The sequence below is a fragment of the Nocardioides cremeus genome (genome assembly GCF_030518195.1).
In the GTDB taxonomy this organism is placed as follows: Bacteria; Actinomycetota; Actinomycetes; order Propionibacteriales; family Nocardioidaceae; genus Nocardioides; species Nocardioides cremeus.
In genome coordinates, this window is sequence record NZ_JAULSC010000013.1 from 89,909 (window position 1) to 110,083 (window position 20,175).

Consider the following 20,175-nt stretch of genomic DNA (forward strand, 5'->3'; position numbering starts at 1 on the left):
CCGGCGGCCGTGCGCGCTAGGCCGCGACGCGGACGGGCGCGGCGCCGCCCACGTGGGTGTCGCGGGCGGCGACGACGAGGTCGGGGTGGTCGGTGATCAGGCCGTCGACACCGAGGTCGAGCAGCAGCGAGGCGTAGCCGGCGAGGTCGCCGTGCGCCTCCTGGCCGCGGAAGGGCGCCGGCAGGTACGACGCCTCCGCGCGCAGGGTCCACACGTGCACCGTCAGCCACTCGCGGTGGGCGTCGCGCACCAGGTCGGAGGCGACCATCCGGCCGGCCACGTCGCGGGTGACCAGGCTGTGCCGGGCGCCGACCCCGTCGGCGTACCGCTCGATGGCCGCGAGGCCGGCCGGGGAGGCCAGGTCGGCGAAGGTGCGGGGGTCGCCGAGGGCGACCAGGTCGGCGGGGCGCCGGTCGAGCCCGCCGAGCAGCTGGACCAGCGGCACCCGCAGCAGCGGGGCCAGCGCCTGCAGCACGGTCGGCTCGAACGACATCACCGTGACGCGGGAGCGGGCGTGGTCGAGGCCGTGCCGGCGCAGGTCGGCGACCAGCGGCTCGACCAGCGACAACCCCTCGGCGGCCGACCAGGCCGGGTCCTTGAGCTCGACCATCAGGCCGATGCTGCGGCCGCGGGCGGCCGACTCCTCGGCCACCATGGCGAGCACCTCGTCGAAGGTCGGCACCGGGTGCAGCCCGTCGTGGGCGGCCGAGCGCGGCCGCAGGTCGGCGAGGCGCTCGCGTGCGCGGAGGCGGCGTACCTGCTCGAGCGTCAGGTCGCCGGCGAACCAGCCGGTGACCTCGACGCCGTTGACGACCTTGGTGGTGCGCAGGTGCGCGAGCCCGGGGTGCTCGGCGACGTCGGTGGTGTGCGAGAGCTCCGGCTCGTGGCGGGCCAGCAGCACCCCGTCGCGGGTGCTGACCAGGTCGAGCTCGATGTCGTCGGCGCCCAGGGCGATGGCGGCGCGGTAGGCCGCGAGCGTGTGCTCGGGCAGGTAGCCGCTGGCGCCGCGGTGGGCGACGACGGCCGGGGTGACGGCCAGGGACGACGTACGACGGAGCTGACGGTGCGCTTGCGTGGTCACGACCTCCAGGGTGCGTGGGGGTGGGGACCGCGCGGCGACGAGGAGGTGAACGGCCGGTGAGGCCTGGACGGCAGGATGGACACATGAGCCTCCCGACCCTCGGCGCCCTGCAGCCGCTGCCCGTCCGCGAGCACCTCGACCTGCTGGCCGCCCCGGTGGCGGCGGCGCTGGCGGACTGGGCGCACGTCGACGAGGTCGCGGTCACCGCGATCGACCCGGCGTTGGCCGACACCGCAGCCCTCTCGGCGGCCTACGACCTGCCGATGACCACCGGGGCCAACTGCGTGGTCGTCTCCGGGAAGCGTGCCGGGGAGGAACGGGTCGCCGCCTGCGTGGTGCGCGCCGACACCCGCGCCGACGTCAACGGCTTCGTCAAGCGCACCCTCGACGTGCGCAAGTGCTCCTTCCTGCCCATGGAGCGCGCGACCGAGGAGAGCGGCATGGAGCACGGCGGTATCACCCCCGCCGGCCTTCCCGCAGGCTGGCGGGTACTCGTCGACGCCCGCGTCGCCGGCATCGAGGTCGCCGTCCTCGGCTCCGGCCTGCGCCGCTCCAAGCTGCTCGTGCCCGGCCACCTCGTCGCCGCCCTCCCCGGCGCCGAGCAGGTCGACGACCTCGCCCTCGCCCCGTAGGTCGAGCCACGACCGCCCCACCATTGGTCGAGCAGCGAGGGCGCCTCCGTTGGTCGAGCAGCGAGGGCCGAAGGCTCGAGCGACGCCGAGACCCCGCAACCACCCGGCGTACGGCGAGTGGGCCGCTCACCCGGTCTCGACAACGCTCCTCGCTGGCGCTCGTCACTGCTCGACCGACGAAGGGCCGCGCCGTTGGTCGAGCAGCGAGGGCCGAAGGCTCGAGCGACGCCGAGACCCCGTGAGCCCATGGCGTACGGCACGCGGGCACCTCACCCGGTCTCGACGACGCTCCTCGCTGGCGCTCGTCACTGCTCGACCAACGACGGGGCCGCGCCGTTGGTCGAGTAGCGAGGGCCGAAGGCTCGAGCGACGCCGAGACCCCGCGACCCCATGGCGTACAGCGAGTGGGCCGCTCACCCGGTCTCGACAGCCGCTCCTCGCTGGCGCTCGTCACTGCTCGACCAACGACGGGGCGGCCACACTTCGGTAAATTGCCGTCATGGCGAGCAAGGACGCGCAGGGGTCGGGGCGCGAGGAGACGATCGACGAACAGGCCGACCGCAAGTGGAACGACCTGCTGCAGGAGCTCCGGGTCATGCAGACCGGCACCCAGCTGATCGCGGGGTTCCTGCTGACGCTGCCGTTCCAGAGCAAGTTCGACGAGCTCGACACCTACCAGCGCACCCTCTACCTGGTGATCGTGCTGATCGCCCTGCTGACCACGGCGCTGGTGGTGACCCCGATCGCGGTGCACCGGCGGGTCTCGGGTCGCCACGTCAAGCAGCGGCTGGTGCGGGTGGCCGAGCTCTTCGTGGCCGGCGTGCTGAGCGGGATCGGGCTGCTGCTGGTCGGCATCAGCATGTTCGTCTTCGACGTCGTGCTGGGCCGCACGGCCGGCATCGTGGTCGGCGTGCCGCTGCTGGTCGTGGTGCTGCTGCTGCTGGTCGGGGTGCCCGAGCGGATGCTGCGCCACTCCTCCTGAGACGGCTCCTCAGCCTGGGGTCGAAAAGGATTCGCGGGAGCGGCCGCCGACGCTCTACCTTCTGCTGTGCGCGCGCTGCCCTTCGACGATCCCGGGACCGCCGACCACCGTTCTCCGGGGCGCTTCCTGTGGTGGCTGGCCCGGGGCCAGTGGCACACCCTGGCGCTCGGGATGCTTTTCGGCGTCATCTGGATGAGCAGCCAGGCGGTGCTGCCGGCGCTGATCGGTCGGGCCATCGACCGCGGCGTGGCCGACCGCGACTCCTCGGCGCTGCTGATGTGGACCGGGCTGCTCTTCGTGGTCGGGCTGGTGCAGGCGGTCAGCGGCATCGTGCGGCACCGCTTCGCGGTCACCAACTGGCTGACGACCGCCTACCGGACCGTCCAGCTGGTGACCCGCCAGAGCGTCCGGCTCGGCGGCAGCCTGCCGCGCCAGGTCTCCACCGGCGAGGTCGTCGCGATCGGCACCAGCGACCTGTCGCACCTGGGCCAGGTGATGGACGTGTCGGCGCGCTTCGCGGGCGCGGTGGTCTCGTTCGTGCTGGTCGCGGTGATCCTGCTGCAGACCTCCACCACGCTGGGGCTGGTGGTGCTCCTCGGCGTGCCGACGCTGGTGCTGCTGATCGGCCCGCTGCTCTCGCCGCTGCAGCGCCGCAGCACCCACCAGCGCCACCTGATGGGCGAGCTGTCCAACACCGCCACCGACATCGTCAGCGGCCTGCGGGTGCTGCGCGGCATCGGCGGCGAGCAGGTCTTCCACGCCCGCTACGCCCGCGAGTCGCAGGCGACCCGCCGCGCCGGCGTCCAGGTCGCGCGGCTGCAGTCGCTGCTCGATGCGCTGCAGGTGCTGCTCCCGGGTGTCTTCGTCGTGGTCGTGGTCTGGCTGGGTGCTCGGTACGCCGTCGCCGGGCGCATCTCGCCCGGCGAGCTGGTCGCCTTCTACGGCTACGCCGCTTTCCTGATGATCCCGTTGCGCACCGCGACCGAGTACGCCAACAAGCTGATCCGCGGGCTGGTCTCGGCCCGCCGGGTCTGCCGGGTGCTCGCGCTCGAGCCCGAGTCGGGCCCGCCGGCGCAGGCCGCGCCCTCTCCCCCGCCGGGCTCCGACCTGGTCGACGAGCGCTCGGGGCTGCGCGTGCCGGCAGGGCAGCTGGTCGCGGTGGTCAGCGAGCAGCCCGACGAGTCGGCCGCGCTCGCCGACCGGATCGGGCTCTGCGACGCCGGGCACGACCCCGGCGTACGCCTGGGCGGGGTGCCGCTGGTGGCGCTGGCGCGTGACGAGGTACGCCGCCGCGTCGTCGTCTCGCACACCGGCTCGGTGCTGTTCTCCGGGCGGCTGGGTGAGCGTCTCGACGTGACCGGCCGCGGCGAGGTCGAGCGTGCCCTGCTCACCGCGTCGGCGCAGGACGTGCTCGACGCGCTGCCCGAGCGCCTCGACACGCTCGTGGCGGAGCGCGGGCGCAGCTTCTCCGGCGGCCAGCGCCAGCGCCTCGTGCTGGCCCGTGCGTTGGCGCTCGACCCCGAGGTGCTGGTGCTGGTCGAGCCCACCAGCGCCGTCGACGCCCACACCGAGGCCCGCATCGCCCAGCGGCTGCGCCCGCACCGGGCGGGTCGCACCACGGTCGTGACCAGCTCCAGCCCCCTGGTGCTGGCCGCGGTCGACCAGGTCGCCTTCCTGGTCGCGGGCCGGGTGGTGGCCACCGGCACGCACGCCGAGCTGCTCGAGCGGCTGCCCGACTACCGACGCGTGGTGACGCGCGAGGTCGCGCCCGCGGAGGTCGTGCGATGAGCGCCGCCACCCGGCTGCCGGTCGCCGACTCCCCCGCGCTGCGGCGCTACGTCAAGCAGCTGGCGCGCCGCCACCCCCGGATGCTCTTCGGTGCGCTCGGGCTGCACGTGCTGGCGGCGGTCGCCGCCCTGGCCGCGCCCCGGCTCCTCGGCGACCTCGTCGAGGCGGTCGAGCAGGGCACCACCACCGGGTACGTCGACCGCGTGCTGATGGTGCTGGCCGGCTTCCTGGTCGCCCAGACGGTGCTGACCCGCTACGCCCGCTACGTCAGCCAGGTGCTGGGCGAGCAGGTGCTGGCCGACCTGCGCGAGGACTTCGTCGACAACGCGCTGTCGCTGCCGGTCGGGGTCGTGGAGTCGGCCGGGTCCGGCGACCTGCTGACCCGCACCAGCCGCGACGTCGACCAGCTCGGCTGGTCGGTGCGGATGGCGCTGCCCGAGTGGACGATCGCCGTGGTCACCGCCGCGCTCACCCTGGTCGCGGCGCTGAGCATCGGCTGGTGGGTGGCGCTGCCGTGCCTGCTGGGCGTGCCGCCGCTGGTGGTCGGGCTGCGCTGGTACCTGGCGCGCGCCAGGGACGGCTACCTGCGCGAGTCGGCGACGTACTCGGCGATCAGCGCGAGCCTGACCGAGACCGTCGAGGGCGCACGCACCGTCGAGGCGCTCGGCCTCGAGCGCGAGCAGGTCGCCCGCGTCGACGACGACATCCGCGACTCCTACGACGCCGAGAAGTACACGCTGCACCTGCGCACCGTGTTCTTCCCCAGCATGGAGCTGTCCTACCTGGTGCCGACGGTGGCGACGCTGCTGCTCGGCGGCTGGCTCTACACCCGCGGCGAGGTCTCGCTCGGCGACGTCACCGCCGCGACGCTCTACGTGCAGATGCTCATCGACCCCGTCGACCGGATCGTCTCGATCCTCGACGAGCTGCAGGCCGGCGCCGCGTCGCTGGCCCGGCTGCTCGGGGTCGCGCACGTGCCCGACGACCGCACCGAGGGCGAGGCCCGGCCGGTCGACGAGCAGCTCGACGTCGACCGGGTGCGGTTCTCGTACGACGGGGAGCGCGACGTGCTGCACGACGTGTCGATGTCGGTGGGGGTGGGCGAGCGGATCGCCATGGTCGGCCCGTCGGGTGCGGGCAAGTCGACGCTGGGCCGGCTGATGGCCGGCATCCACCCGCCGCGCGAGGGCGCGGTCACCGTCGGTGGAGTGCCGCTGGTCGACCTGCCGCTGGGCGAGCTGCGCGGGCACGTGGCGCTGGTGACCCAGGAGCACCACGTCTTCGTCGGCACGGTCCGCGAGAACCTGGTGCTGGCCCGGCCCTCCGCCGACGACGAGGCGGTGCTGGCCGCGCTGGAGTCGGTCGACGCCCGGACCTGGGTCGAGGCGCTGCCCGCCGGGCTCGACACCCTGGTCGGCTCGGGCGGACGAGCCCTCACCGACGCCCAGGCCCAGCAGGTCGCCCTGGCCCGGCTGGTGCTGGCCGACCCGCACACGCTCGTGCTCGACGAGGCGACGTCGCTGATCGACCCGCGCGCCGCCCGGCACCTCGAGCGCTCGATGGCCTCGGTGCTCGAGGGACGCACCGTCGTCGCCATCGCGCACCGCCTCTTCTCGGCCCACGACGCCGACCGGGTCGCGGTCGTCGACGGCGGCCGGATCACCGAGCTCGGCACCCACGACGAGCTGATCGCCTCCGGCGGCTCCTACGCCGACCTGTGGGAGTCCTGGCACGGTCGCGGCTGAGCGCGCCGTAGGTCGAGCAGCGAGGCGCCTGCCGTTGGTCGAGCAGCGAGGGCCGAAGGCTCGAGCGACGCCGAGACCCCGCGACCCCATGGCGTACGGCGAGCACGCCACTCACCACCGTTGGTCGAGCAGCGAGGGCCGAAGGCTCGAGCGACGCCGAGACCCCGCAACCACCCGGCGTACGGCACGTGGGCACCTCACCGGGTCTCGGCGACGTTCCTCGCTGGCGCTCGTCACTGCTCGACCAACGGGAGGGCCGCTCCTCGCTGGCGCTCGTCGCTGCTCGACCAGCGGGAGGGGTCAGACCCCGGAGATGCGCACCCCGGCGTGGGTCTTGTACTTGCGGTTGATGGAGATGAGCACGGCGGTGAAGGGCTCGAGCTGGCGGGCCAGGCGCAGCTTGCCGGCGTCGATGCCGCGGCGGGAGGTGACGGCCTCGGCGAGGTCCATGGCGACCTCCTTGGCCTCGACGACGTCGCCGACGACGAGGACGTCCTCGTCGAGGTAGTCGTCCTCGCCCCACAGCAGGACCGCGGAGACGTTGTGGAAGGCGCCGACCACGGTGGCCTCGGGCTGCAGGCGCTGGGCCTCCTCGGCCGCCGAGCCCTCGCCGCCGTCGATGATCCGCCCGTGCGCGCCGCGCTTGTCGAAGGCGAGGGGGTTGACGCAGGAGATGACCGTCTTGCCCGCGAGCGGGAGCGACTCGACCAGCTCGGCGTGGCCGTCGTACGGCACGGCGAGCAGCACCACGTCGGCCTCACCGATCGCGTCGGCGTTGGCCGCGCCCGTCACGGAGCCGGCGCCCTCGACGCCCGCGAGCCGCTCGGTGACCTCGTCGGCGACCGGGCCGGCCTTCTCGGCGGAGCGCGAGCCGAGCACCACGCTGTGACCGGCCCTCGCGAAGCGGTAGCCCAGGCCCTTGCCCTGCGGGCCGGTGCCACCGATCACTGCGATGCGGTACGTCGTCACGCTGGTGCTCCTCAAGCTCGGCGAAGATCTGGCCGCCTCGGGCGGGTCCCGCCGGGCGCCCCGCGATCATGGCACCCTCGTGGCGCGTAACGATCGGCCCGGTCACTTGTTAAGACCAGGGAGGCAGGTCGGGCACGGGCTCGGACATGGGGAGGCACGAGGTGGCGGCAACCGGTGGCACGCGGCACCGCGACGACGTGCAGGGCATGCGTGCCCTGGCCGTCGTGCTGGTCATCGCCGCGCACGCCGGGGTGCCGTTCCTGGCCGGCGGCTTCGTCGGTGTCGACGTCTTCTTCGTCATCTCCGGCTTCCTGATCACCGGCCTGCTGGTGCGCGAGGTCGAGGCCGAGGGCCGCCTGTCGCTGACCGGCTTCTGGTCGCGCCGGGCGCGCCGCATCCTGCCCGCCGCCACGCTGGTGCTGGTCGTGACGCTGCTGGCCTCGCTGGTCTGGTTGCCGCTGGTCAACGCCCGCGACCTCGTCGACGACGCCGTGTGGTCGGGCCTGTTCGCCGCCAACATCCACTTCGCCGACGAAGGCGTCTCGTACTTCGCCGAGGGCACCGGCCCCTCTCCCCTGCAGCACTACTGGTCGCTGGCCGTCGAGGAGCAGTTCTACGTCGTCTGGCCGCTGCTCGTGCTCGGCCTCGCCGCGCTCGCGCGCCGCGCCGGACGCGGGCACCTGACCCGCCGGGCCTTGCTGGTGGTGCTGCTCCTCGTGAGCGGCGCCTCGCTCGCGTGGTCGCTGGTCGCCACGACGGCCGACCCCGCGGCGACGTACTTCTCCACCCCCGCCCGCGTCTGGGAGCTCGGGGTCGGCGCGGTCCTGGCGCTGGTGCTGCCGCGGCTCGCGCCCCGGCTGCCGGCGGCGGCCTCGTGGTTGCTGGCGCTGGGCGGCCTGGGCGCGGTCGTCGCCGCCGGCGTCGTGCTCTCGCCCGCGACCGCCTTCCCCGGGTACGCCGCCCTGCTGCCCGTCCTCGGCGCGGCCGCCCTCGTGACCGCGGGCAGCACCACCGCGGGCCAGCCCGGCCCGGTGCGCTGGCTGCTGACCTGTCGCCCCGCGCGGGTGCTGGGCGACTGGTCGTTCTCGCTCTACCTGTGGCACTGGCCGGCGCTGGTGATCACCGAGCAGCACCTGGGTCGCGCGCTGAGCGTCACCGAGCGGCTCGTGGCGGTGCTGGTGGTCCTCAACCTGGCGGCGCTGACCTACCGGTTCGTCGAGACGCCGTTCCGCAGCGGCCGGGTCGCGGTGCACCTGCCCTCGCCGCGCCCGCTGGTGCTCTACCCGGCCAGCCTGGTGCTGGTCCTCGGCGCCGCGGCCGGCTCGTGGCAGGTCACCGAGTGGCGCGGCGGCGAGAGCGGCGACAACCCCGCGATCGCGGTGCGCGACCGCGACCACCACGACGAGACGGTCGCGCTGGTCAAGGCCTCGGTGCGGGCCGCCCGCGAGGAGGTCGCGATCCCCAGCGACCTGACCCCCGACCTGCTCGACCTGCGCCAGAGCGTGGCCGACGTCGGCGCCTGCGACTACGAGGCCGACGTACGCCGCCTGTGCGTGCGCGGCGACCCCGCCGGCGAGCGCACCGTCGTGGTGATCGGCGACTCGCACGCCCGGGCCTGGATCCCGGCGCTGGAGCGGATCACCCTCGACTCCGGCTGGCGGGCGTTCTACCTGGTCAAGCCGCAGTGCCCGGCCGGCCACGTGAGCGTGGCGCCGCTGAAGGAGGCCGTGGTCTTCACCGGCTGCGACGAGTTCCAGGACTGGGCCGCCGACCAGGTGGCGGCCCTCTCCCCCGACCTGGTCGTGGTCTCCTCGGCCCCGCCGGTCAACGGCGTGTGGGTGGAGGGCCGGCGGGTCCTCACGATCGAGAAGATCGCCCCCGAGCTCGAGCGCGGCTACGACGAGCTCTTCGACGAGCTGGGCGCCCACGCCGGTCGCGTGGTGGTCGTCAAGGACGTGCCGAAGTCGGCGACCGACCCGGGCGAGTGCCTGACCTCGGCGACCCCCAGCCTCGGCAGCTGCATGTTCGAGCCGGTCGAGCGCGCGACGATCCTCGGCGACATCGTGGTGAAGTCGGCGCTGCTGGCCGGCGCCGAGGTCGTCGACCCGACGCCGTGGCTGTGCTTCGAGGGCGACTGCCCGGTCGTGGTCGGCGGCACGCTCACCTACCGCGACACCGACCACCTCACCACCGAGTACGCCGCAGGGCTGGCCGGCTCGCTGGGCCGGGCCCTGAAGATGACCGGCTGAGGATGACCGGCTGACGAGCCGGACCCTCGGACCCTGACAGCGGCGCTGCTACGGTCACGATCGACGTTGCACGCCGATCTCAGCACCGCAAGGGGACCCATGAAGCTGTCGATGCCGCTGGTCTACGCCGGCAACCCGCGAGAGACCGCCGACCAGGTCGTCGGCCTGGAGAAGGCCGGGCTGGACATGGTCTGGGTGGCCGAGCCCTACGGCTTCGACGCGCCCACGCTGATGGGCTACCTGGCCGCGAAGACCGAGACGGTCGAGATCGCCGCCGGCATCCTCAACGTCTACTCCCGCACCCCGGGCGCGCTGCTGCAGACCGCCGCGGGTCTCGACAACGTGTCGGGTGGCCGCGCCGTCATCGGCCTGGGCGCCTCGGGCCCGCAGGTCATCGAGGGCTTCCACGGCATGCCCTACGAGAAGCCGCTGGGCCGCACCCGCGAGGTGATCCGGCTGCTGCGCTCGGGGCTGCGCCACGAGCGCCTCGAGGCCGACGGCATCTTCACGCTGCCGCTGCCCGCCGACCAGGGCCTGGGCCTGGGCAAGCCGCTCAAGCTGCTCAACAAGCCCGAGCGCTCCTCGATCCCGCTGTGGGTGGCCGCGCTCGGCAACGCCAACGTGGCGATGACCGCCGAGGTCGCCGACGGCTGGCTGCCGTTCCTCTTCTACCCCGAGAAGGCCGAGACGGTCTGGGGCGAGGCCCTCGCCAAGGGCCGCGCCAAGCGCTCCGACGACCTGGCCCCGCTCGAGGTCAGCGCCGGCGGCATGGTCGCGATCGGCGAGGACGTCAAGGGCATGCTCGACTTCATGCGCCCGATGTACGCCCTGTACGTCGGCGGCATGGGTGCGCGCGGCAAGAACTTCTACAACGAGCTCGCCTGCCAGTACGGCTACGAGGCCGAGGCCAAGCAGATCCAGGACCTCTACCTCGACGGCAAGAAGAAGGAGGCCGAGGCGCTGGTCCCGACGGAGTGGCTCGAGGCCGGCAACCTGGTGGGCCCGGCGTCGTACGTCAAGGAGCGCATCGCCGCCTTCCGCGAGGCCGGCGTCACCAACCTGCAGGTCAACCCGGCCACCGAGGACCCCGCCGCGACCATCGCGCAGGTCAAGGAGTGGCTGGCCTGATCTCCGGCTCCGCCTGTGCCTGGGGCGTCACCGCGACGGCTCCCGGCCGCGGGACCGTGACCAGGCACAGGCCGGCGCCGACCAGGAGCAGGCCGGAGACCGCCTCCCACCACGGCCGGGCGTCGTAGGGCCCGACCGCGTAGGAGAACGCCGCCACCAGCGGGGCGGCGAGCACCAGCAGGACTGCCGCCGCCACCCGGCGTCCGCGCGCCCCGATCGCCAGCCGCACCGTCACGGCAGGCGGCAGCAGCAGCCACGCCGCGCCTGCGATGCCCCCGCCGACCGGGTCGACCACCTCGCCGGTCAGCCCGGAGCGGAGGGCGGCGAGGCCGACGGCCGCCGCACCCAGCACCCCGCCGGCCAGCGCGACGGCGGTAGCCAGGCCCGGTCGACGACCCGTGAGCGCCCAGGGCAGCAGCACGAGGGCGGCGGCGAGGACCAGCAGCGACACTCCCGCCAGCTCGGCGGCGGCACCCACGGGCTCCCACGGCGCCCCCGGCACCACGATGTCGTAGCGGTGGTCCTGCCTCTTCAGGCAAGCCGCGCTCCCACCCTCGCCCCAGCCGCAGACATCGGCCCACCGCACCCACGACGCCGCTACCAGCAGCGCCCCGGAGACGACGAGGAGCACTCCCGCGCCGACCCCGCCGGCACGCGCCGCACGTTCCCCACCTGCTCGCACTCCCGGACCTCCCCGTCTCGTCGGCCCAGTCTGCGCGCTTGCCACCGGCGCGCGGAAGAGCCTGCGCCGGACGCTGCGTCCCGACCGCGAGTCGCGCTAGCGTCACCCCATGACCGACGACTGGTTGCCCAGCGACGAGGAGTCCGACGCCTGGCTCGAGGAGTGGGCGGCGGTGGACCGTGAGGCCGCGCGCTACCTGGCCGAGCGCGTCCCCGGCGTCGAGGACGTCCCCGACGACAGGGCCGCGTGGCTGGACGAGGTCGTCGACACCATCTCGCCGGCGGAGCTGCCGGGCGACGACGAGGTCGAGTCGGTGGCTGCGGTGATGGCGCTGCAGCACGTCGACTGGCTCGGCCTGGCCCTCGGCGTCGTACGTCGCGGCCCCGGCAGCGACCTCGACGCGGCCCAGGTGCAGGCCGACGTGGTGGCACTCGACGAGGTCGACGGTGAGATCGAGGACCCCGACGGCTACCTCGCGGTCGTGGCGGAGGCGCTGGACCACCTGGCACCGCGCTGGCGCGCCCTCGGCGTGCTCGACGACGAGGGGCGGCTGACCGAGCGCGGCGTGTGGGCGCTCCCGCGGGCCCTGCACGGCAGCTGGACCGGCTGACCCTGCGGCCGGCCCTCACAGGCTGGCGCGCTCGACCTCGTTCTTCGCCTCGTCGACCGCGGCGCGGGCCAGTTCTGCCGCCCTGGCCGCCTCGGCCTCGATCGCCTGCGGCCGCGCCACCGGGCCGATCCGCTGCGGCGACCCGCTGACCGGTCGCGCGGGCGCGCGCCGGTCCTGGCCGGGCGCGTGGTCGGCACCGCCCTCGGGGGCGAACGCCGCCGTCACCGTCCTGACCGCCTCGGTCAGCTCGCCCGGGATCACGAAGAAGCTGTTGCCGCCCTCGGCGAGGCGCGGCAGCATCTCCAGGTACTTGTAGGCCAGCACCTTGGGGTCGGCGTCGTTGGCGTGCACCGACTGGAAGACCCGCTCGAGCGCCTTGGCCTCGCCGTCCGCCTCGAGGATGGTGGCCTGCTGGCGTCCCTCGGCCTCGAGGATCAGCTTGTTGCGGGTGCCCTCCGCGGTCAGGATCAGCGCCTGCCGCTCGCCCTCGGCGTGCAGGATCGCGGCGCGCTTGTCGCGCTCGGCGCGCATCTGCTTCTCCATCGCCTCCTTGATGTTGGCCGGCGGGTCGATGGCCTTGATCTCGACGCGGTTCACCCGGATGCCCCACCGGCCGGTGGCCTCGTCGAGCACCTCGCGCAGCCGGGTGTTGATGGTCTCGCGCGAGGTCAGGGTGCTCTCGAGGTCCATCGAGCCGATCAGGTTGCGCAGCGTCGTGACGGTCAGGTGGTCGATGGCCTGCAGGTAGTCGGCCACCTCGTACGCCGCCGCCCGCGGGTCGGTGATCTGGTAGTAGAGCACCGTGTCGATGGCGACCACGAGGTTGTCCTCGGTGATGACCGGCTTGGGGTCGGAGGAGTAGACGTGCTCGCGGACGTCGAGCTTGGTGTTGACCCGGTCGACGAGCGGGATGATCAGGTTGAGGCCCGGTTGCAGGGTGCGCTGGTAGCGACCGAACCTCTCGATGTTGTAGCGGCGCGCCTGCGGCACGATCCGGATCGCCGAGGCGACCACGAAGACGACCAGGGCGGCCAGGACGGCGATCGGCACGAGCAGTTCCACGGCACTCACTCCTCCAGGGGGTCGGGCTCCCGCAGCGGGTCCGGCAGCGGGTCACGCGGATGGACCACGGCGGTCGCGCCCTCGATCCCGAAGACGTCGACCCGGACGCCGGGCGGGATCACCAGGTCCTCGTCGAAGGCCCGCGCCGACCAGTCCTCGCCCGACAGGTGCACCAGGCCTCCGTCGGCGGTGACCTCGCGGGTGACCAGCGCGGAGCGTCCGACGAGGGCGTCGCTGCCCTCGCGCGAGGGCGGCGGCAGCTCCAGGTTGCGCTTGGCGATCGGCCGGACCGCAGCCAGGCCCACCCCGCCGGTGAGGGCGAAGACCAGCAGCTGCACGGGCACCGAGGCACCGAGACCGGCGGCCACCGCGGCGACCAGCGACGCGCCCGCCAGCAGGCCGAGGAACAGCGTCAGCGTGACGAACTCCGCCGCGCCGAGCACCACCGCCGCTACCAGCCAGAGCAACCACCACATGGAACCGTCCATCCGTCCGCGATGACCCTCAAGACTACCCCCGGGGGCATCAGCCGGCACGGGTCGAAGGTCCACACCCGTCGTGCACGCCGGACGAGACCCACCCTTGACGCGGGCACGACCCCGGGAGCACCATCTAACAATGTTAGGAGAAGCGAACGCCGTTAGGACGCGACGCCGGCAGGACACCCGCGACGAGATCCTCGCGGCCGCCTGGGCGGTCGTCGGCGAGTCCGGTTGGACGGGCTTGACCCTGCGCGCGGTCGCCGACCGCGTCGGCATGCGCGCCCCCTCCCTCTACGGCCACTTCGACTCCAAGCTCGCGATCGTCGACGCGATGTTCGGCCAGGCCTGGGCCGACTTCGACGAGACCAGCGCCTCCCTCGAGGACGACCTGCCCCGAGACCCCCGCGAGGCCCTCCTGCTCGTCGCGACCACCTGGTTGGACGCGATGGCCGCCCAGCCCGAGCGGCACGCCCTGATGAACCAGCGCCCGGTGCCCGGCTTCACGCCGAGCGCCGAGAGCTACGCGCACGCCGTCCGCGTGCTCGAGAGCCTGCACCGCACCCTGGCGCGCTGCGGCATCACCGACCCCGACGCCGCCGACCTGTGGACCGCCCTGCTCGGTGGTCTCGCGGGCCAGCAGGAGGCCAACGACCCGGGCGGTCGGCGCTGGCGGCGCCTGGCCCCCCGCGCCGTCGACATGTTCCTCGGCGAGGTCGCACCACACCGATGAGGAAGGACCCAACATGACCCTCGAACGACCCGGCACCACGGCGGGACCGCGCCGCCCACGCCTCGACCGCGACACCGCGATGCGGCTCGCCGAGACCGAGTACGCCCGCTTCCTCGACCTGCTGCGCTCGCTGGCGCCCGACGACTGGGCCCGCCCGACGGACTGCTCCGCCTGGGACGTGCGCGCGATGGCCGGGCACACCACCGGGATGGCCCTGATGGCCACCGGCATGCGGCAGACGCTGCGCCAGACCTCGGCGGCCAAGCGCCGCGGTGGCGACCCCCTCGACGCGCTGACGGCCCTGCAGGTCGAGGAGCACGCCGACCTGTCGACCGGCGAGCTGGTCGAGCGCTTCGCCGTGGTGGGCCCCCGGGCCGCGCGGGGCCGGCGGCGCGTGCCGGGCGTCGTACGTCGCATGAAGCTGCCCGACCCCCAGCACGTCGGCGGCCGCACGGAGCGGTGGACCAACGGCTTCCTGCTCGACACGATCCTGACCCGCGACCCGTGGATGCACCGGATGGACATCTCACGGGCGACCGGACGGACCCCCGAGCTCACCGCCGACCACGACGGCGTGCTGGTCGCCGACGTCGTCGCCGAGTGGGCCGAGCGCCACGGGGAGCCCTACCGGCTCCACCTGACCGGGCCCGCCGGGGGCGACTACACGCGCGGCGACGGCGGCCCCGAGCTGAGCCTCGACGCCGTCGACTTCTGCCGGCTGCTCTCGGGGCGACCGGCTCCCACCACGACCGACCACGCCCTGCTCGGCGTGGCCGTGCCCTTCTGAGGACACCAGGACCGCACCAAGGAGACAGCGATGCAGACCCAACGGACCGAGCAGGACGTCACCGTCCTCAACGACGTGGCCGAGATCCCCGGACTGGGGTTCCTCCCGGTCAACGCCTTCGTCATCCACGCCGAGCAGCCGGTGGTCGTCGACACCGGCCTGAGCACCGACGACAAGGACTTCGTGTCGTGGCTGGGCCAGGTGATCGACCCGGCCGACGTGCGGTGGATCTGGCTGACCCACCCCGACCGCGACCACACCGGCGGCCTCTACGACCTGCTGGAGGCGGCACCTCAGGCACGGGTGGTGACGACGTTCATCGGTGTCGGCATCCTCAGCACCGAGCGTCCCCTGCCGATGGACCGGGTCTACCTGCTCAACCCCGGGCAGCAGCTCGACGTCGGCGACCGGGTGCTGTCGGGCCTGCGGCCGCCGCTCTTCGACAACCCCGCCACCGTCGGCGTCGTCGACCACCACACCGGTGCGCTCTTCTCCTCCGACTGCTTCGGCGCACCCCTGCCCACCGCCGAGCACGCCCTCGGCGGCGACGTGCACGCCGTGGCGGCCGACGACCTGCGCGCCGGGCAGCTGCTCTGGGCCGGCGTCGACAGCCCGTGGGTGCACCAGGTGGACCCGACGAGGTACCGGGCGACGGTCGACCCGATCCGCCGGCTGGACCCCTCGACGATCTACAGCACGCACCTGCCGCCCGCCCGCGGAGTCAACGCGACGCTGCTCGAGATGCTGCACGAGGCGCCCGACTCGCCACCGTTCGTGGGTCCCGACCAGGCCGCGCTCGAGGCGATGCTGGCGCAGTTCGAGCCGGAGCAGCCGGTCGGGGTCTGATCGAGGTCAGGCGCTTCGCACGCGTCGGACCGGGGACAGCCCCACGATCGCCGCCGACATCGCGAACACGACTGCGATGCCCAGCAGGGTCGGTCCCTGGTCGAACAACGTCAGGGCTGCGCCACCCAGGATGGCTCCGAGCGCAGCGGCGGTCCGGTTGACCGAACGACGCGTCGCGTTCGCGCGACCGAGCAGCCTGTCAGGGGTGACGAGCTGCCAGTAACCGGTGTCGTTGGCGTTCTCGACCCCCATGGCCAGGCCCTGCAGGGCGAGCGCTGCACCGAGGAGGGCGACCCCGGCGGGCACCTGGGGGGCGAGCGCCACCAGCACCCAGGCCGCGGGGTGCACGGCCCGGGTCGCGAGGATCGTCGGACCAGTGCCGAGCCTGCCTCCCATCGCGGGCGCGAGCGTCGCTCCGAGGAGGCGGGAGACGCCACCCGTGGCGACGAGCAGGCCGAAGACGACTGCTGAGAGACCCATCTCCCGAAGGGCCACGATCGCCAGTGCGGTGAAGGCTGCCCCGTTGGCGAGGAACCAGACGTGCGTGGACACCGCGAGCGGTCCGAGCGTGGGATGTCGATAGGTCCACCGCAGACCTTCTACGACCTCGCGCCGCAGGTGCCGCTCAGCAGTCCGTTCCGGCGGGCTGTCGTCGATCCCGAGCCGGGCGTTGAGAAGAGCATCCACCACGTAGCTGACCGCGTCGATCGCGATGGCCACGGGCGCGCCCAACAGGCCCACCAGTCCGCCACCCAGAGCCGGCCCGAACGTCTGGGCCGCGGCGTCGCCCTGGTCGAGCCTGGCGTTGGCCGCGACCAGCCGGCTGCGGGGAACCAGACGCGGCAACAGCGACTGGGTGGCAGCGAACCCGAACACCGAGAAGGCACCGAAGGCCAGCAGCAACGCGACCAGCGTCCACACGCCGAGCGTCCCGCATGCCCACAGCACCGGGATCGCACCCAGGGCGAAGGCCCGACCCAGGCTGCTCCACACCAGGACTCGTTGGCGGCGCCACCTGTCGGCGTAGGCCCCTGCCACCAGTCCCAGCACCGCGTAGGGAAGGAACTGAGCAGCGTTGACGACGCCCACGGCGAACGCGGATGCCTCCAAGTCGCGAACCACCAGCACGGGCATGGCCACGGCCGTGACCGCCGTGCCGAACGAGCTGATGGTCGCCGCCGCCCAGAAACGGCCGAAGCGCTCGCCTGCCACTGGCATCTCCCGTCGTGGACGGCCACATCTCAGCACACCTGGGCTCGCCGGTCGGCGTGTTGGTGCAGGTCAGCGGCGTGCAGCGGGACTGTCGGTGGGTGGTGCAACAGTGGGGTCCATGTCCAGCACTGCGGCGGTGAGCGACCTGGTGGAGGAGCAGATCCTCGCCAGGGCGGCGACGTGCGCCGACACCCAGCGGCGCGCTGGGGTGGAGCTGTTGGTGCTGGCCTACGAGTGGGCGGTCGCGCACCCCGCGCAACGGCTGGATGCGCGCGCCTCGGGCAAGCCGGGCCGGGAGCAGGCGCGGCCCTTCGGCGGCGAGGGGACTCCCGAGGTCACCGAGTTCGCGGCGTCGACGTTCGGTGCCGCGATCGGGCGCACGAGCCATGCGGGGCGGCGGTTGATGGCCGCGGCGCTGGACCTGCGGCTGCGGTTGCCGTTGTTGTGGTCGCGGGTGCAGGCCCTGGAGGTGCGTGACTCCTACGCCATCCACGTGGCAGACCGGACCCGTCACCTCTCGAAGGCGGAGGCGGCCTGGGTCGATGGTGAGGTCGCCGAGTCCGCCGACGGGCGGATCGCCTGGTCGCGGTTCACCTCCTTGGTGGAGGGCAAGGTCGCCGCGGCGGCGCCGGCGCTGGCGCGTGAGGCCGAGGAGCGGCGGGCCAGGGCGCGGTTCGCGAAGCGGATCGGGACCAGCGAGAACGGGATGGCCAGCTTCCTCGTCCGGGCCCCGATCCCGGTGATCGAGGCCCTCGACGGCGCGGTCACCGAGCTCGCTCGTCGTCTGCGCGCCACCCAGCCCGACCCGGCCAGCGAGACCGAGCCGGGCCCGCCCGATGAGACCGGCCTCGCGTTCGACAGCCCCGAGAGCACGGATGACCTGCGGGTGCACGCGGTGGCGTTGCTGGCCGACCCGGCCGCCGCTGGACGAGCCGACGACGCGGGTGTGGACCTGCGCGACCTGATGCCTGACGTGACGTTGTTCGTGCACCTGTCCGGCCACGACACCGCCACCCGCACGAGCACGCGCAGCGAGGGCGACCAGGCGCGTGATGTGGACGCCGAGGGTGAGCCGTTGGACCGGGTGGCGCGGATCGAGGGCCACGGCCCGGTCACCGAGTCGTGGTTGCGGGGGGTGCTGGGTCGTTTCGCGCGGTTCGTGGTGCGCCCGGTGATCGACCTGGCCGACCAGAGCCCGGTCGATGCCTACGAGGTGCCGGCGCGGCACCGGCGTGCGGTGCAGCTGATGACCCCGGCCGACTGCTTCCCCTGGGGTGCGTGCACCAGCCGCACCATGCAGATCGACCACACCGACCCGCACGGGCGGGGCGGGGCCAGCCAGGTCGGGAACTACGGCCCGCTGACGCTGGCGCACCATCGAGTCAAGACCCACGGCGACTGGCAGGCGCGACAACCCTTCCCCGGGATCTACCTGTGGCGCGACGCCTACGGCGGCACCTACCTGGTCGACCACACCGGCACCCGCACCCTCGCCCCACCCGGCCGACCACCCACGCCCCCAGCCCCACCACCGACCAGACCCCGGTCGAGCTTCGAGATCTACAAGCCTGCCTGGACCCTCGACATCGACTACGCGGCCTGAGCGGTCCGGTCGCCAGGCTGTGCCCATGCCTGACGCATGGGATCCCGACGCCGAGAAGACCGGCGCCCGGTTGGAGGAGCGCGCAGGCTCTTCAGGAGCAGGTCTGGCCCCGCGAGGGCCGCTTGCGCAGGCTGGCGCACGCGATGCACGTGGTCGCCCGCGGCAGCGCCGCCAGCCGCTCGGCGCCGACGGGCTGCCCGCACCGCTCGCACGAGACCACTCGCTCCCCGAGCCGCGTCACGAGGACGCCCCCGGGTCGGCGAGCACGTCGCGCCACGAGTGCTGCGGCTCGTAGCCGAGCAGCCGGCGCGCCTTGTCGATGGAGTAGAAGGTCTCGTCGCGCCCCATCTCCCTGCGCTGCTCGACGCCGGAGTAGAAGCGCTCGCGCACCTCGTCGGTGGTGGCGGCGACCGACATGTCGGCGTTGGCGACGTTGAAGACCTCGTAGCCCAGCCCGTCGGTCTCCAGGCAGCGCTCGACCATCTGGCCCAGGTCGCGGGCGTCGATGTAGGCGAAGACGTTGCGCCGGCGCAGCGAGGGGTCCTCGAGGAACGCCGGGAACATCTCGGCGTACTCGTGGGGCTCGATGACGTTGTTGATCCGCAGCCCGTAGACGTCGGCGCCGGTGCGGGCCTGGAACGAGCGCGCGGTCACCTCGTTGGCCACCTTCGACATCGCGTAGGAGTCCTCCGGCACCGTGGGGTGCTCCTCGTCGACCGGCACGTAGCGGGGGCGCCGCTCGCCCTGCGCGAAGCAGATGCCGTACGTCGTCTCGGACGAGGCGAAGACCACCTTGCGCACGCCCAGCCGGGTCGCGGCCTCCAGCACGTTGTAGGTGCTCAGCACGTTGGTCGCGTACGTCGACGCGTCGTCGGTGAGCAGGATGCGCGGCACCGCGGCGAAGTGCACCACCGCGTCGTACGCCGGCTTCTCGGGCAGGTCGAGCTCGTCGAACGTCGCGAGCCCCGCGAGCGCCGAGTAGGTCGAGCCCGCGTCGGTCAGGTCGACCCGCAGGTCGGCCACCCCGGGGTGGCCCAGCGGCACCAGGTCGGCGTTGGTGACCTGGTGGCCCTGGTCGGCGAGGAACGGGGCGACGTGCCGGCCGGCCTTGCCGCTGCCGCCCGTGAAGAGGATGCGCATGCCCGCCAGCCAACCAGGCACACGGTCGCCGTCCCTCCCCCGCAGGGTCTCGTCACTGCTCGACCGACGAGCACCGTTGGTCGAGCAGCGAGGGCCGAAGGCTCGAGCGACGCCGAGACCCCGCAACCACCCGGCGTACGGCACGTGGGCACGTCACCCGGTCTCGGCGACGCTCCTCGCTGGCGCTCGTCACTGCTCGACCAACGAGCCCCGTGGGTCGAGCAGCGAGGGCCGAAGGCTCGAGCGACGCCGAGACCCCGCACCCACCCGGCGTACGGCACGTGGGCACGTCACCCGGTCTCGGCGACGCTCCTCGCTGGCGCTCGTCACTGCTCGACCAACGAGCCCCGTGGGTCGAGCAGCGAGGGCCGAAGGCTCGAGCGACGCCGAGACCCCGCACCCACCCGGCGTACGGCACGTGGGCACGTCACCCGGTCTCGGCGACGC

Annotated in this window: 19 protein-coding genes; 11 read left to right on the top strand and 8 right to left on the bottom strand. The window is 73.5% G+C overall.

Features of this window, described 5'->3' with window-relative positions; translation table 11 throughout:
• Positions 1-16: 16 nt before the first annotated feature.
• Positions 17-1,081, bottom strand: a complete 1,065-nt coding sequence (locus tag QWJ41_RS13515) for a glycerophosphodiester phosphodiesterase family protein (RefSeq protein WP_302708935.1) — start codon at positions 1,079-1,081, stop codon at positions 17-19.
• 83 nt (positions 1,082-1,164) lie between these two features.
• On the opposite strand from QWJ41_RS13515, the gene QWJ41_RS13520 reads away from it, so the two are divergent.
• The 4 genes from QWJ41_RS13520 (at position 1,165) to QWJ41_RS13535 (ending at position 6,228) form a co-directional block, all read left to right on the top strand.
• Positions 1,165-1,713 (top strand): YbaK/EbsC family protein, encoded by a 549-nt coding sequence (locus QWJ41_RS13520; protein ID WP_302708936.1) that lies wholly within the window; start codon positions 1,165-1,167, stop codon positions 1,711-1,713.
• 499 nt (positions 1,714-2,212) lie between these two features.
• Positions 2,213-2,695 (top strand): DUF6328 family protein, encoded by a 483-nt coding sequence (locus tag QWJ41_RS13525; protein ID WP_302708937.1) that lies wholly within the window; start codon positions 2,213-2,215, stop codon positions 2,693-2,695.
• A 66-nt stretch (positions 2,696-2,761) separates the two neighbouring features.
• Positions 2,762-4,483, top strand: a complete 1,722-nt coding sequence (locus QWJ41_RS13530) for an ABC transporter ATP-binding protein (protein ID WP_302708938.1) — start codon at positions 2,762-2,764, stop codon at positions 4,481-4,483.
• On the top strand, positions 4,480-6,228 hold the full coding sequence (locus QWJ41_RS13535) for an ABC transporter ATP-binding protein (protein ID WP_302708939.1): 1,749 nt from the start codon (positions 4,480-4,482) through the stop codon (positions 6,226-6,228). Before QWJ41_RS13530 ends, QWJ41_RS13535 begins: the two co-directional genes overlap by 4 nt.
• Before the next feature lie 300 nt (positions 6,229-6,528).
• On the opposite strand, the gene npdG is transcribed toward QWJ41_RS13535, so the two are convergent.
• Positions 6,529-7,197: an NADPH-dependent F420 reductase gene (gene npdG / locus QWJ41_RS13540; protein ID WP_302708940.1), complete on the bottom strand. Its 669-nt coding sequence runs from the start codon at positions 7,195-7,197 to the stop codon at positions 6,529-6,531.
• A gap of 146 nt (positions 7,198-7,343) precedes the next feature.
• Between npdG and QWJ41_RS13545 the strand changes: the two genes are divergently transcribed.
• Positions 7,344-9,446 (top strand): acyltransferase family protein, encoded by a 2,103-nt coding sequence (locus QWJ41_RS13545; RefSeq protein WP_302708941.1) that lies wholly within the window; start codon positions 7,344-7,346, stop codon positions 9,444-9,446.
• Between the two features lie 99 nt (positions 9,447-9,545).
• Positions 9,546-10,574, top strand: coding sequence for an LLM class F420-dependent oxidoreductase (locus tag QWJ41_RS13550; protein ID WP_302708942.1), 1,029 nt, complete (start codon positions 9,546-9,548; stop codon positions 10,572-10,574).
• Here QWJ41_RS13550 and QWJ41_RS13555 read toward each other — a convergent pair.
• Entirely contained in the window at positions 10,555-11,256 is a 702-nt protein-coding gene (locus tag QWJ41_RS13555) for a hypothetical protein (protein WP_302708943.1), read from the bottom strand. The genes QWJ41_RS13550 and QWJ41_RS13555 overlap by 20 nt on opposite strands.
• Before the next feature lie 109 nt (positions 11,257-11,365).
• Here QWJ41_RS13555 and QWJ41_RS13560 point away from each other — a divergent pair, with 109 nt between their 5' ends.
• A complete protein-coding gene (locus tag QWJ41_RS13560) occupies positions 11,366-11,866 on the top strand; it encodes a hypothetical protein (RefSeq protein ID WP_302708944.1) in 501 nt (166 codons plus the stop codon).
• A gap of 15 nt (positions 11,867-11,881) precedes the next feature.
• Here QWJ41_RS13560 and QWJ41_RS13565 read toward each other — a convergent pair whose 3' ends face one another.
• On the bottom strand, positions 11,882-12,928 hold the full coding sequence (locus QWJ41_RS13565) for an SPFH domain-containing protein (RefSeq protein ID WP_302708945.1): 1,047 nt from the start codon (positions 12,926-12,928) through the stop codon (positions 11,882-11,884).
• A gap of 5 nt (positions 12,929-12,933) precedes the next feature.
• Positions 12,934-13,404 carry an NfeD family protein gene (locus tag QWJ41_RS13570; RefSeq protein ID WP_302708946.1) on the bottom strand — a complete coding sequence of 157 codons (471 nt, stop codon included), beginning with the start codon at positions 13,402-13,404 and terminating at the stop codon, positions 12,934-12,936.
• Between the two features lie 142 nt (positions 13,405-13,546).
• Here QWJ41_RS13570 and QWJ41_RS13575 point away from each other — a divergent pair, with 142 nt between their 5' ends.
• Genes QWJ41_RS13575 through QWJ41_RS13585 form a run of 3 tightly spaced genes read left to right on the top strand, consistent with a single transcriptional unit; the run spans position 13,547 to position 15,773 of the window.
• A complete protein-coding gene (locus QWJ41_RS13575) occupies positions 13,547-14,140 on the top strand; it encodes a TetR/AcrR family transcriptional regulator (RefSeq protein WP_302708947.1) in 594 nt (197 codons plus the stop codon).
• Between the two features lie 13 nt (positions 14,141-14,153).
• Complete coding sequence (locus QWJ41_RS13580) at positions 14,154-14,927, top strand: maleylpyruvate isomerase family mycothiol-dependent enzyme (RefSeq protein ID WP_302708948.1); 774 nt, start codon at positions 14,154-14,156, stop codon at positions 14,925-14,927.
• Between the two features lie 30 nt (positions 14,928-14,957).
• Positions 14,958-15,773, top strand: coding sequence for an MBL fold metallo-hydrolase (locus tag QWJ41_RS13585; protein WP_302708949.1), 816 nt, complete (start codon positions 14,958-14,960; stop codon positions 15,771-15,773).
• Between the two features lie 6 nt (positions 15,774-15,779).
• On the opposite strand, the gene QWJ41_RS13590 is transcribed toward QWJ41_RS13585, so the two are convergent.
• Positions 15,780-16,985, bottom strand: a complete 1,206-nt coding sequence (locus QWJ41_RS13590) for an MFS transporter (protein ID WP_302708950.1) — start codon at positions 16,983-16,985, stop codon at positions 15,780-15,782.
• A 118-nt stretch (positions 16,986-17,103) separates the two neighbouring features.
• Here QWJ41_RS13590 and QWJ41_RS13595 point away from each other — a divergent pair, with 118 nt between their 5' ends.
• Entirely contained in the window at positions 17,104-18,588 is a 1,485-nt protein-coding gene (locus QWJ41_RS13595) for a hypothetical protein (protein ID WP_302708951.1), read from the top strand.
• Positions 18,589-18,679: 91 nt separating this feature from the next.
• On the opposite strand, the gene QWJ41_RS22050 is transcribed toward QWJ41_RS13595, so the two are convergent.
• Both QWJ41_RS22050 and QWJ41_RS13600 read right to left on the bottom strand, forming a co-directional pair.
• The gene (locus QWJ41_RS22050; RefSeq protein WP_369292732.1) at positions 18,680-18,865 is read right to left on the bottom strand and encodes a TraR/DksA family transcriptional regulator; all 186 of its coding nucleotides are present in this window, start codon (positions 18,863-18,865) and stop codon (positions 18,680-18,682) included.
• Positions 18,826-19,728 carry an NAD-dependent epimerase/dehydratase family protein gene (locus tag QWJ41_RS13600; protein ID WP_302708952.1) on the bottom strand — a complete coding sequence of 301 codons (903 nt, stop codon included), beginning with the start codon at positions 19,726-19,728 and terminating at the stop codon, positions 18,826-18,828. Before QWJ41_RS13600 ends, QWJ41_RS22050 begins: the two co-directional genes overlap by 40 nt.
• Positions 19,729-20,175: the final 447 nt, after the last annotated feature.

Coding starts and splice junctions, on each gene's coding strand:
- QWJ41_RS13570 (WP_302708946.1), bottom strand. CDS start 13,404: ATGTGGTGGTTGCTCTGGCTGGTAGCGGCGGTGGTGCTCGGCGCGGCG.
- QWJ41_RS13585 (WP_302708949.1), top strand. CDS start 14,958: ATGCAGACCCAACGGACCGAGCAGGACGTCACCGTCCTCAACGACGTG.
- QWJ41_RS13550 (WP_302708942.1), top strand. CDS start 9,546: ATGAAGCTGTCGATGCCGCTGGTCTACGCCGGCAACCCGCGAGAGACC.
- QWJ41_RS13595 (WP_302708951.1), top strand. CDS start 17,104: ATGTCCAGCACTGCGGCGGTGAGCGACCTGGTGGAGGAGCAGATCCTC.
- QWJ41_RS13575 (WP_302708947.1), top strand. CDS start 13,547: ATGTTAGGAGAAGCGAACGCCGTTAGGACGCGACGCCGGCAGGACACC.
- QWJ41_RS13545 (WP_302708941.1), top strand. CDS start 7,344: ATGGGGAGGCACGAGGTGGCGGCAACCGGTGGCACGCGGCACCGCGAC.
- QWJ41_RS13600 (WP_302708952.1), bottom strand. CDS start 19,728: ATGCGCATCCTCTTCACGGGCGGCAGCGGCAAGGCCGGCCGGCACGTC.
- QWJ41_RS13560 (WP_302708944.1), top strand. CDS start 11,366: ATGACCGACGACTGGTTGCCCAGCGACGAGGAGTCCGACGCCTGGCTC.
- QWJ41_RS13580 (WP_302708948.1), top strand. CDS start 14,154: ATGACCCTCGAACGACCCGGCACCACGGCGGGACCGCGCCGCCCACGC.
- QWJ41_RS13535 (WP_302708939.1), top strand. CDS start 4,480: ATGAGCGCCGCCACCCGGCTGCCGGTCGCCGACTCCCCCGCGCTGCGG.
- QWJ41_RS13520 (WP_302708936.1), top strand. CDS start 1,165: ATGAGCCTCCCGACCCTCGGCGCCCTGCAGCCGCTGCCCGTCCGCGAG.
- QWJ41_RS13525 (WP_302708937.1), top strand. CDS start 2,213: ATGGCGAGCAAGGACGCGCAGGGGTCGGGGCGCGAGGAGACGATCGAC.